We start from the raw sequence: 11,945 nt of genomic DNA on the forward strand, positions 1-11,945 counted from the left end.
GTTTTTTATTTTGCCAATTCGACATCAGCAATGTAATAGGAAGACCCATCTGCTAGTTCTTTGTACATCTCAATATAGATCTGGTTTATTTCCTGGCCATCCTTATTTATGATATTGCGCCAATCCTGTCGAATTTGTCCTTTATTAGTTGAAGCTGTCTTCTTGGAATAGAGTCGATGTGCATCCGGGATGATTTCCTTTACGTAATCGGAAATGCTCCGCTCTAGCTCATGCCGGATAACTGCTTCTTTGCCTGCAGTATATGCGTATCGAAATTGCATCTGGCTGTTCGTCCTCCTAGGTATGCTCTATAAATTAGAACATTTGTTCTTGTTTATAGTATAAAGGATATGCAGTAAGTTGACTAGTGTAAATTGGCAAAATAAACCTTGATTGATTGTGACAAATTATTGAACAGCAATGATAGAAAACATTCAGTAATGTAAGCGCGCTATTTGCACCTATCCTGAATGTATAGTAAACTTTAGTTGTAAAGAAAGTAAAGAATGTAAGGAAAACTTGAAAGAAGGGCGAAATCATGGAGTTAGCAAAGCTTAGTTCAAAAGGGCAGATCACCGTTCCGAAACATATCCGGGATGTGCTCAGCGTCAAAGAAGGAGAACATGTCGCATTTGTTGAAGAAGGCGGTATCGTGTTCATGGCGAAGGCGGATCTTGATTCGATCCACGATCTGCAGGAAATACTAAGTGACAGTAAGTTCAAGGAAGTCGTCCGGAAGGCAAAACAATTGAAATAGGAGGCATCAGTATGAACATCCGTGAATCAGATTTGCCGGGTATCGGGAAAAAGTTCGAGCTTATGACGGATAATGACGATAAGGTAGTCGTTATCATCCATGACGATGGCCGTCGGGAAGTTTACCATTACGATGACGAAGATTTGGATGAAAGCATCTCCGGTGTTACTTTCACCGACTCTGAGGCAAGACAGCTCGCTTCCATCATCGGCGGCATGACGTATAAGCCGAAGGCAGTGGAAACAATTGAAGTCGCATTCGATGACCTTGTGATCGAATGGTATAAGCTTGGCCCCAATGCTCCGATCATCGGGAAGACCATTGGAGAGATCGGTATCCGCCAGAATTACAACATCAACATCATTGGAATCGTTCGCAAGAATCATTCGAAGCAGCTGAACCCTGGTGTCGATACAGCATTCAAGAGTGGAGATACTATTGTTATTTCAGGAGAGCGGGCCGATATTAAACGTGCCAACAGTGAATTATTCTTGAAAGAAAGGGGATAGGCTATGGACCATTTAGTATTTGAAGTAGGGACTGCGCTTGTTTTAATTGCAATCGCAGCCATACTTGCCAACAAGTTAAACTTCTCCATCATCCCGTTCCTCATTATCATCGGGATGCTGGTCGGACCACATGCACCTAGTTTTGGCATAATTAATCTCCAGTTTGTCCACAGTGAAGATATCATTGCATTCCTCGGACGAATTGGTGTTCTATTCCTCCTGTTCTATCTAGGGTTGGAATTCTCAATAGGGAAACTGATTAAATCAGGTAAAAATATTGTTGTAGGCGGCAGTATCTATATCGGTATCAACTTTGCCCTCGGCTTCCTGTATCCGTTTATACTCGGTTTTCCAATCAAGGAAACATTGATTATTGCAGGTGTCATAACAATCAGTTCCAGTGCGATCGTCGCAAAAGTTCTTGTAGATTTGCGTCGTACCGGTAATACGGAAACTGAATTGATTCTAGGTATCATTATGTTTGAGGACATTTTCCTCGCAGTTTATTTATCCACTGTATCAGGCTTGGTATTAGGAGACTCCAGTTCCTTGGGAGGAACAATCCTGTCCATTCTGATCGCGCTAGGTTACATGCTGTTGTTCTTCGTCATTGCACGGAAGGCAGCACCTCTTTTAAGCAAGCTTCTACGTATCTCCTCAAATGAGATATTTATCATCGTCATTTTCGCATCACTATTCTTTATCGCAGGCTTCTCGGAGACAATCCATGTAGCCGAAGCAATCGGAGCCCTCTTACTCGGACTTGTATTCTCTGAAACCGATCAAGGTGAACGGATCGAGCATATGGTTGTCCCATTCCGTGATTTCTTCGGGGCCATCTTCTTCTTCAGCTTTGGTCTGAGTATCGATCCGACTACACTGGGAGACGCTGTATGGCTTGCACTCGGAGCTGTAGCCATCACAATAATCGGTAACTTTGTTGCTGGTATGATCGCAGGCCGGCGGGCAGGTCTATCACATAAAGCGTCCACGAACATCGGTCTGACCATTGTCTCTCGTGGAGAATTTTCTATTATCATGGCCAATATAGGTTTGGCCGGAGGACTTATGGGTGTGCTGCAGCCGTTCTCAGCGTTGTATGTGCTGATTCTTGCCATACTTGGCCCATTGATGACAAAAGAATCCAAGCATATCTTTAACTTCCTTAATAAAATATTCAAATGGCAGGAAGTCAAACCGAAAAGGGTTCGTGAATCCTAATTTAAAAGGAAGGTGCACAAAGTGTGCCTTCTTTTTGTTATGACAATAAATTTACAAGTATATAGCTTGCGGCAAGCCGTATATGGCAGGTAACATATAAGGAACACTTGTCCAAAATATTCTGTCGAATCCAATTTGAAGGGAATGCTTGTATGACGAAGCTATCAATCTATAATCCGTCAGTCTCGCGGATTATAGATAATATTAATAAAGTAATCATTGGAAAAGAAGAACCAATTGTACTTAGTCTGACTGCACTCCTTGCTGGTGGTCATGTTTTACTGGAAGACGTACCGGGTGTCGGTAAAACGATGCTGGTCCGCTCCCTTGCTCGTTCAGTTGATTGTGATTTCAAACGTATCCAATTCACACCTGATTTATTGCCATCTGACGTTACAGGTGTTTCTATCTACAATCCAAAAACGCTAGAATTCGAGTTCCGTCCTGGACCTATTTTAGGGAATATCGTGCTTGCCGATGAGATTAACCGTACATCTCCAAAGACACAGTCTGCTTTGCTTGAGGCGATGGAGGAGAAGAATATTACAGTAGAGGGTAATGCACTGCCGCTAGCGGATCCTTTTTTTGTCATGGCAACACAGAATCCTGTCGACTATGAAGGTACGTATTCGCTGCCTGAAGCACAGTTAGATCGCTTCCTTCTGAAGCTGCGAATGGGATATCCGAATGCACAAGAAGAAATGCAGATGCTGGATTCTGTTGGTATGAAACATCCAATTAATCGTGTTGAGCCGGTTATGACTAAAGCAGATCTATTAAAAATGCAGGAAGCAGCAGCCAATGTGTATGTTGCTCCTCAGATACAGCAGTATATAGTAGATTTAGCGCAGATATCCCGCAGTCATCCAGATGTTTATTTAGGACTTAGCCCGCGCGGATCTATTGCCATGATGCGGGCAGCGAAGGCTTATGCTTATATCCATAATCGCGACTATTGTTTACCAGATGATGTCCAAGTTTTGGCGCCGTTTGTACTTGGCCACCGGATTTTACTCCGTTCAGAAGCACGCTACGATGGCCTGACACCTGAAAGATTGGTCCAGCGTCTGCTGGAAGCAGTGGATGTACCTGTAGAGAGGGAATCTGTACATGAAAGGTAAGTTCCGCTTCGCCTTTAGGCTCGGAGGCATCGTCTTGCTGGCTGCCATCCTATTCTGTTACAGCATGTTCCAAGGCGGTTTTGTCAGCTGGTTTCTGTTTTATGCTTTTCTTCCGATTCTGCTTTATGTGCTGCTGGTTCTGTGCTACCCGCTTGCTAGCTGGAAGGTGGATCGTACGCTTTCCAAAACATATATCAGGAGCGGTGGAGAAGTAACTGTCGAAGTCAGTTTGACCCGCCGTTTTCCCTTCCCGCTTATATATTTGGAAATGGAAGATCTTCATGACCGATCTCTGCTAAAAGTAAGCCGACCAGACGGAACCCTGCAGTTTGCCCAATCTCGTCAGCCGAAGCAGCATATTCTATTTCCTTGGTTTCGGAGGAATCTTAAAATCCAATATGTGCTGGACAGGCTTCCTCGAGGGGAGCATAGCTTCTATCAAATTCGTCTGCGTACTGGCGACCCGTTTCAGCTGGTCGAAAAAGAAGCGGTTTTTGAAGTCGTACAGAAGCTGCATGTTTATCCAGCTGAAAGGGAGATTACAGTTGGGAACCCGCAAACCGTTTTTGAAGAAGGTGCTGCTGTTGCCTATGCTCCGCGTTCAAAGCAGACTAGCGTTGTCTCTGGCATTCGGGAGTACACCCCAGGTGACCGGTTCAGCTGGATCGACTGGAAAGCGTCTGCCAGAAAACAAGATATGATGACGAAAGAATTCGAACAGGAAAAAAGTGCGGATGTACTCGTGGTTTTCGATAGAAGAGGAGCAAAGCAGACAGAAGAACTTTTTGAATATAGCGTCGTCATTGCTTTTTCTGTCTACCAGAAGCTGAAAAGCAGAAATGAGCAAGTCGGCTTCATGAGCATCGGCAATTCAGCTAAGTGGCTGCCAGCTGCAATGGGCAGTGCTCAGCTTCAGCGTGTGCAGCAGTTTTTGACTACTGTGCAGCAGGAGCGGGAACAGCCGCGGCTACACACTTTGGCAGCAGAGCTGTCCAGACAGCCTAAAGGTTCAACAGTTTATTATGTAACAACCGATATGGACAGTCGGGAGCTGGCAGTGCTCCGCAAATTAAGGCAAAGCGACTATGTATTGACCGTTTTATACATCTGTCGTCATGCAGAAGTAGGAACAAAGGAAAAGAGCCTTATACGGGAAGTTCGTCAGCTTGGTCATCATATGGATATCTTTCCGATACAGCAAACGGTCCAAACGGAGGTGCAGCAAAATGCGTGAAAAAATCGGTCAATTACAGTGGCTGCGTTATCTCATCTTTGTGTGTGGATTCCTCTTGTTTTGGGAATGGCTCCGTCCGCTTGAACAGATTAGTGATACAGGCAATTTACCCATCTTCGTAGTATTCACAGCAATCTGCTTTTTGCTGTCCGCGCTTAAACTGCGCTGGTGGGTCAGCTTTTTGCTGAAGTTTATTTTAATGGTAATAGTTCTGCAAGTATTTCTTATTCAGGAAAACTTAATATCCGGAAGCTGGTTCACGTTTATCCTAACGGAGCTTGAAAATAATCTCCAATTGCTGTTTACGGGTGATTTTGTCTCGTTGACACCATTTTTTAGAACGTTACTATTTTTGACTTTGCTCTGGCTGATGAGCTATTTGCTTTATTACTGGTTCATCGTAGTCAATCGTATTTTCTTCTTTATTATCATGACTTTCCTTTACATCGGGATTCTTGATACATTTACCCCTTACGATGGCAGCGGAGCAATTGTCCGTGTCTTTCTGATCAGCTTTTTTGCGATGGGCATTTCTACTTTTGCAAAACTATATCAAGGCAGAGAAAAACGGAAGTTTCCGAAGCAGGTGCTGCTGTGGAGCATCCCGCTACTCTCTATACTTGCTGTTTCCGCTGCAGTAGGCTATGCAGCACCGAAGCTGCCGCCGCAATGGGCTGATCCTGTGCCATTTATCCAAACGATGTCAGATAACAATAATGAAAATGAAGGGGAAGGCGGCATCCAAAAAGTAGGCTACGGAGAAAATGATTCCCGTCTTGGAGGTCCGTTTGTTCAGGACAATTCAATCGCATTCTGGGCAGCAACAGAAGCAAGCGGCTATTGGCGTGTTGACAGTAAGGATGTGTATACAGGCAAAGGCTGGGAACGTTCAAGGGAGGCAGAACCGCAAAGCTTCCAAAGCGGAGACCAGGTCGGTATTGATCTTTACACAGAAAATGTAGCCACTGAAGCGCGGGAAGCGATTGTCTATCCAAGTCAAAATCAAATACTGGATAGGCTCGTATATCCTTATGGTGTGCAGACATTTTTCAGCGGGCAGGTAGGAGCTGCTGTTGATTCTGATTTCGGTGTCGTAGAAACATTCAATCGAGCGCAATATCCAGATGAGAATTATACGATTGCCTTTGAAGAACCACAGTATAATATCGATGATCTGCGCAATGATTCTGAGCTGGATGATGACAATACCCATTATCGTTATACGCAGCTGCCTGAATATTTGCCGGAGCGTGTCCGTGAATTAGCCGAGGAGATCACTTCTTCTGCCGATACACGGTATGATAAGGCAAAGGCAGTGGAACAATATTTCAATCAGAATGGCTTCCAATACCAGACACAGGATATACCTGTACCAGAAGATGATCAGGATTATGTCGATCAGTTTCTATTTGAAAGCAAAATCGGCTATTGTGATAACTTCTCGTCTGCAATGGTTGTACTGTTACGAGCAGCGGATATTCCTGCGCGCTGGGTGAAAGGGTTCACGGCAGGACAGCCTGGGTCGAACCCAAGTGTATCTACCCCTGATGGTATGTCCTCTTATCTAATTACGAACGGAAATGCTCATTCATGGGTAGAAGTGTATTTCCCGGAAACTGGTTGGGTCCCATTTGAACCAACTCAAGGATTTACAAACCCAGCAGAGTTTACTAGCGAAGAAGATGAGACGCCAGAGACTCCGGAAGCAGAAACAGAAACGCCAGAAGAAGAAGAACAAAGCCCGGCTCCAGAGCAGCCAGAAGAGCAGCAGCAGGAAGAAGAGCAGGCGGCAGATAGTCAAACGGATAGGGCTTCCATTCATCCACTGTATTGGGTCATTCCGTCGGCAGTATTTCTTATAGCAGCACTTGCCCTGTATTTCACCCGCTACAAATGGCTGACAGCTTATTACATTCGAAAATACCGAAATGAACAATCTGAGGAGACATATGAAAAAGCCTATCATTATTTGCTGCGCCTGCTAGCACATAAGGGCTTCAAACGTCATTCCGGTCAGACGCTCAGGGAATACGCCATTACAATTGACCGGGAATTCGGCAATAAACAGATGTCTGAACTGACGAGCGAATACGAAAGAATCTTGTACCGCAACGAAAAAAGCGCACCTGCATGGATAAATGCCGTCGAATTGTGGGAAAATTTAATTAAACAAGCGGCATCTTGACCCATTTTGGGCACATTGATAGAATAAGAGGCAATAAGCACCTTCAGAAGGACGCAGTTTAGTGTTGCTGACGTTTGTGAAGGCTTGAGCCGACAACGTTACTTTTGCTGGATTCCGCCTTAAACATGGCGCGAATTCAGCTTCTGTTTTTTCAAGACGTGATAAAGGTAAAATATGGTGCATGCACCCAACCTGCTTATATCTAGAGAATAATGAAGGAGTGGACAGACTTTGGATATCGATACAGATATGATATTGGTACTGGACTTTGGAAGCCAGTACAATCAATTAATCACAAGAAGGATCCGGGAGTTCGGTGTATACAGCGAATTACATTCCCACAAACTGACAGCAGATGAGATTCGTAAGATGAACCCGAAAGGAATCATCCTTTCCGGCGGACCGCACAGTGTATATGACGAAAATAGCTTCCGTTGTGACGAAGAAATCTTCGAACTTGGAATTCCAGTATTGGGTATCTGCTATGGTATGCAGCTAATGACGCAGCATTTCGGCGGAAATGTTCAGCGTGCTGACAGCCGGGAATACGGCCGTGCGGAAATTACATTGACAAACCCATCTGTCATCTTTAAAGATTCACCGGAAAAACAGCTAGTCTGGATGAGCCATGGTGATAAAGTATTGGATCCAGCACCAGGCTTCAGCGTTGATGCGACAAGCCCGTCCACCCCAGTTGCTGCCATCAGCAACAAAGAACGTAACCTTTATGGTGTTCAGTACCACCCTGAAGTGCGCCATTCCGAGTACGGAAACCATATGCTGAAGCAGTTCGTTTTCGACGTCTGCCATGCAAAAGCGGAATGGACGATGGAAAACTTCATCGAAATGGAAACAGAAAAAATTCGTCAGCAAGTCGGCGACAAAAACGTTCTTTGCGCATTGAGCGGCGGTGTAGACTCTTCCGTAGTAGCTGCCCTTATCCACAAAGCAATCGGCGATCAGCTGACATGTATTTTTGTGGACCATGGTTTGCTTCGTAAAAACGAAGGCGCAATGGTCGAGAAGACTTTCCGTGACGAATTCAAGATCAATTTGGTTGCAGTGCATGCACAAGACCGTTTCTTGGGCAAGCTGAAAGGCGTTTCAGATCCAGAACAGAAACGTAAGATCATTGGTAATGAATTCATCTATGTATTCGATGATGAAGCATCCAAGCTTGAAAACATGGACTTCCTTGCACAAGGTACACTGTATACGGATATCGTAGAAAGCGGTACAGAAACAGCACAGACAATTAAATCTCACCATAACGTGGGCGGACTGCCAGAAGATATGCAGTTTGAATTGATCGAACCATTGAAAACATTGTTCAAAGATGAAGTACGTGAACTAGGAACTGAGCTTGGTTTGCCGGACGCGATCGTTCACCGTCAGCCATTCCCTGGGCCTGGACTAGCAATCCGTGTTATCGGTGAAATTACAGAAGAGAAGCTGGAAATCGTGCGCGAATCCGATGCGATTCTACATGAAGAGGTTGCAAAAGCAGGTCTTGAACGCGATATCTGGCAGTACTTCACTGTCCTTCCAGGATTCAAGAGCGTCGGTGTAATGGGAGATGCTCGTACGTATGACTACACACTAGGAATTCGTGCGGTAACTTCTATTGATGGTATGACCTCCGACTGGGCACGTATCCCATGGGATGTATTGGAGCGTATCTCTGTACGTTTCGTCAATGAAGTGAAACATGTAAACCGCGTCGTGTATGACGTGACGAGTAAGCCACCTGCAACAATTGAGTGGGAATAGTAAATGAAAGACGCACAATCCTTAAATAGGGTTGTGCGTCTTTTTTTGAATCATAAGTAGCACCTATGGCTGACTATATTAATTATTCTATGGCATGCTACTGTAACCTAAACGATCATATAGAGCAGTGCCTAAAAGAATAGCTAACAAATGAGGGTCTTTATATCTAAAACCACCTCTTCTATTAATAGGTCTTATTGTTTATATTTAATTGTAATATAATGATTTAAAAGGTATAATTACCCTTATAATACATAACTTAGAGGTGATGGAGTGTTTAAAAAAGTTTTACCGATCTTATTAGTGTTATTATCATTAGGTATTATAGGTGCACAAAGTACACATGTTTGGGCTGATAACAGTGAAGCTGGACCAGTAGCCTATTACCAAAGAGACTTGAAAATAAAAGTAAGTGATGGCGTACATAAGCCAGGTGAAGAAGTTAAAGTCAGTCTCACAGGTATACCCGAAGAGTATTCTTGGAATAGAGTACACCTTGATTATACGAATACAGCTTGGTATGAGAAAAATGAAGGGACACGTGTATATAATCAGAATGCTCGAACTGATGTATATTTAAAGTATAACGAGGAAACTAAAGCATTTGAAGGCAGTCTGTATCTTCCTGAGAAAGCTCTGAATGGGGAGTGGAAACTAACCAATGGTTTACTTCCTTCTATACCTTATAATGAAGCGGGATTAGATATAGAAAGTACATTTCAAGTTGAGAGTGGTTTCTCTGATATAACTGCTCCTGAGATTAAAGATTTTAGTTTCTATAATGGAACATATGAAAACGAAGATTATCAATCTGAGCCGGTTTATGTAAAAGCCGGAGAGACATTAACTGCAGTGATTGATGCCCGTGATGAAGGTTTTGGACCAAATTCGGATGTATTTATCAGTTTCAACAATATAGATAATGCTGGAGAAGTTCAAATGGTAGCGGAAAGTGTATCGCTGAAAAGTATACCAGGCACAACAAAGTTCACAGGATCAATAACCGTACCAGATAAAGTGAAAAGTGGAGAAATTGGATTAAGAGTATGGGGAGTAGAAGATGACGCCGGAAATTCCCTGTATGATCCTGATATAATACAAGATTATAAAAAAATCCTTGTTGGGGAAGCACCTGTTAAAGAGATTGAATTAGATGCTGATTATAAGCCAGAATTAACTATTGAAAATGAAATTGGCACAGTCAATGCGGATGCCGATTTTAATGCGTACATAAATAACAGCCAAAAGCATATGTCCTTCCAGTTTTCTAGCGCTGATGTAAATCAACTTAAGCTGCCGTTAACGAAAGAACAAATTCAAACATTGAAAGCCAATGGTACAGAAAGCATTACATTTGGAAGTGATAAAGTAAGCTTTACTATGCCTGTAGCTAATCTGAGTGAGAACGAGACAGAGTTCATTCTTGTTAAGAAAGGTTTGCATCAAAACTCACTAACAAACATTTTCGAATTTCAAATTGTCCAAGATGGTAAACAGCTTCATAACTTCAAGGAAAAAGTTACACTCGTGTTCCCGGGTGTAACACAAGCGAAAAATCCGGCCGTTTACTATATCGATTCAGAAGATAAATTAAGTGAAATTGATAGTAGGTATGAAGGTAGTACCGTCTACGGTTACACAGATCATTTTAGTCAATATGTAGTTTTGGAAAAACCGGTAAAAGCACCAGCAAATAAAGCGGAAATTGTCGACACAAATAATGTAGACAGCGGACTTCAACAAGGAGGAATATCAGAAAGAAACAATGCGGAACAACCGGATGATACTCCTAAAGAAGATTCAGTTCAGGAGACAAACAGCGTCGTATCTTCTGTTGTTCCAAAAGTAACAAATGAAGAAAAGCAGAGTAATGAGAGTAACAATATTGAGGGAAAGAAGCTACCAAAAACTGCTTCTAACCACTACAATCTAATAGTATTAGGCGCAATCGCTACGCTATTCGGTGCCGCAGCAATGCTTCTGCACAGAATAAAATCAACTCGAAGATAAACCATATCAGAAGGAAAATGAAGGAGGCTGTATGAACCAACTTATTGGTTCATACAGCCTCCTTTAAATTATTCAGTAAAAGTCTTCATATGTCACAATTAGATAAATTCTGACCTTCTGGATGTGTGTTCCCGTCCTGCTGGTCCTCAATCAATTGATGTATGGAAAGTAATTCATACAGATAAATGCTTTCCATTGGGAAGTATCCATCTTTCGGTGTTTCCGGCATTCTAATATTCCAAAACAGCCGGAACAGCTCGTGTAAGGGTTGCTGATTGGCTGGTCGGTCTTTGTGAATCCAGTGCAGCAGGTTTTCCTGGATTGATCCTGCTGCCAGGATGTAGCGGTGGCGTTGCTCTTTACTCCAATGCAGTTGTCTGCCGCTGTGACCTTCGTGAATCAAGTTCCAAAGATGATAGTGAATGAGAGTGAGCTGCCGGGCTTGGGTCACTTCTTTTTCCAATAATACTCTCACTTCTGAATACGGAAAATGGTAACGCATTTCTAGCTTCTGCAGCTGAATGTATTGCTCCAGTTTGAGCCGTTCTTCGGTCAGTTTTCGGAATGATTCCGTCAACACTTGTGTTGTCTGGCTTGGAGTAGTTTGTTTGATTCGAATATCAATAAAATCACGTAATAACTGGTTGGTATGGGTGATGACCAGCTCCAGTTGGGAGCGGCATTTTTTTACGTAATCAGGCGGCAGAATTAGCATATTCACAATAGTCGAAATGACAATTCCAATTACACTGCCGCCAAGCCGTGACCAAAAATCAAGCCATAAACTATCGTGCTGTACATCAATCATCGCAACAGCAGTAATGGTCGCAACAATTAGGCCAGCTTGTAGTTTAAGTTTGTAACAGACGATAATCGTCAAAAAAGCCGCTGCCGTGTAGGTCAGCGGAGAAGCTCCGAATAAATAAATCGAAAGAACAGAAAATGCTGCTCCGACCATACTGGCTGGTAAACGGATCAGACCTTTTTGTATGGATGCATGAATTGTCGGCTCTATCGTCACGATAGCTGCAATAACCGCAAAAGCCGGTGATATGTGTACAATTTCACAAATTAATGCAGTAAAAAACACAGCAATCCCTGTCTTGATGACACGGCTGCCGATGAAATATTTCTTCAC

10 protein-coding genes are annotated in these 11,945 nt (G+C 43.2%); 8 read left to right on the forward strand and 2 right to left on the reverse strand.

Annotation, left to right across the window (positions count from 1 at the left end):
• Positions 1-5: 5 nt before the first annotated feature.
• Positions 6-281 (reverse strand): hypothetical protein, encoded by a 276-nt coding sequence (locus AE2B122_RS11320; protein ID WP_175074147.1) that lies wholly within the window; start codon positions 279-281, stop codon positions 6-8.
• A gap of 257 nt (positions 282-538) precedes the next feature.
• Here AE2B122_RS11320 and AE2B122_RS11325 point away from each other — a divergent pair, with 257 nt between their 5' ends.
• The 8 genes from AE2B122_RS11325 (at position 539) to AE2B122_RS11360 (ending at position 10,807) form a co-directional block, all read left to right on the forward strand.
• A complete protein-coding gene (locus AE2B122_RS11325; RefSeq protein WP_038558498.1) occupies positions 539-757 on the forward strand; it encodes an AbrB/MazE/SpoVT family DNA-binding domain-containing protein in 219 nt (72 codons plus the stop codon).
• Positions 758-768: 11 nt separating this feature from the next.
• Entirely contained in the window at positions 769-1,266 is a 498-nt protein-coding gene (locus AE2B122_RS11330) for a cation:proton antiporter regulatory subunit (protein ID WP_038558500.1), read from the forward strand.
• A 3-nt stretch (positions 1,267-1,269) separates the two neighbouring features.
• Positions 1,270-2,487 carry a cation:proton antiporter gene (locus AE2B122_RS11335; RefSeq protein ID WP_095218853.1) on the forward strand — a complete coding sequence of 406 codons (1,218 nt, stop codon included), beginning with the start codon at positions 1,270-1,272 and terminating at the stop codon, positions 2,485-2,487.
• Positions 2,488-2,639: 152 nt separating this feature from the next.
• A complete protein-coding gene (locus tag AE2B122_RS11340; protein ID WP_175074148.1) occupies positions 2,640-3,608 on the forward strand; it encodes a MoxR family ATPase in 969 nt (322 codons plus the stop codon).
• Positions 3,598-4,842, forward strand: a complete 1,245-nt coding sequence (locus AE2B122_RS11345) for a DUF58 domain-containing protein (RefSeq protein ID WP_175074149.1) — start codon at positions 3,598-3,600, stop codon at positions 4,840-4,842. The genes AE2B122_RS11340 and AE2B122_RS11345 overlap by 11 nt, the downstream gene beginning before the upstream one ends.
• On the forward strand, positions 4,835-7,027 hold the full coding sequence (locus AE2B122_RS11350) for a DUF4129 domain-containing transglutaminase family protein (protein WP_175074150.1): 2,193 nt from the start codon (positions 4,835-4,837) through the stop codon (positions 7,025-7,027). Before AE2B122_RS11345 ends, AE2B122_RS11350 begins: the two co-directional genes overlap by 8 nt.
• A gap of 249 nt (positions 7,028-7,276) precedes the next feature.
• Complete coding sequence (gene guaA, locus AE2B122_RS11355) at positions 7,277-8,797, forward strand: glutamine-hydrolyzing GMP synthase (RefSeq protein ID WP_095270865.1); 1,521 nt, start codon at positions 7,277-7,279, stop codon at positions 8,795-8,797.
• Positions 8,798-9,070: 273 nt separating this feature from the next.
• Positions 9,071-10,807 (forward strand): hypothetical protein, encoded by a 1,737-nt coding sequence (locus tag AE2B122_RS11360; protein ID WP_175074151.1) that lies wholly within the window; start codon positions 9,071-9,073, stop codon positions 10,805-10,807.
• A gap of 85 nt (positions 10,808-10,892) precedes the next feature.
• On the opposite strand, the gene AE2B122_RS11365 is transcribed toward AE2B122_RS11360, so the two are convergent.
• On the reverse strand, positions 10,893-11,945 hold the full coding sequence (locus AE2B122_RS11365) for an aromatic acid exporter family protein (RefSeq protein ID WP_175074152.1): 1,053 nt from the start codon (positions 11,943-11,945) through the stop codon (positions 10,893-10,895).

The organism is Terribacillus sp. AE2B 122, assembly GCF_902497585.1.
Lineage (GTDB): Bacteria > Bacillota > Bacilli > Bacillales > Amphibacillaceae > Terribacillus > Terribacillus saccharophilus_A.

Bases quoted from the DNA above. Each gene is read 5' to 3' on its own strand.
- AE2B122_RS11320 (WP_175074147.1), bottom strand. From the start codon at position 281: ATGCAATTTCGATACGCATATACTGCAGGCAAAGAAGCAGTTATCCGG.
- AE2B122_RS11325 (WP_038558498.1), top strand. From the start codon at position 539: ATGGAGTTAGCAAAGCTTAGTTCAAAAGGGCAGATCACCGTTCCGAAA.
- AE2B122_RS11330 (WP_038558500.1), top strand. From the start codon at position 769: ATGAACATCCGTGAATCAGATTTGCCGGGTATCGGGAAAAAGTTCGAG.
- AE2B122_RS11335 (WP_095218853.1), top strand. From the start codon at position 1,270: ATGGACCATTTAGTATTTGAAGTAGGGACTGCGCTTGTTTTAATTGCA.
- AE2B122_RS11340 (WP_175074148.1), top strand. From the start codon at position 2,640: ATGACGAAGCTATCAATCTATAATCCGTCAGTCTCGCGGATTATAGAT.
- AE2B122_RS11345 (WP_175074149.1), top strand. From the start codon at position 3,598: ATGAAAGGTAAGTTCCGCTTCGCCTTTAGGCTCGGAGGCATCGTCTTG.
- AE2B122_RS11350 (WP_175074150.1), top strand. From the start codon at position 4,835: ATGCGTGAAAAAATCGGTCAATTACAGTGGCTGCGTTATCTCATCTTT.
- guaA (WP_095270865.1), top strand. From the start codon at position 7,277: ATGATATTGGTACTGGACTTTGGAAGCCAGTACAATCAATTAATCACA.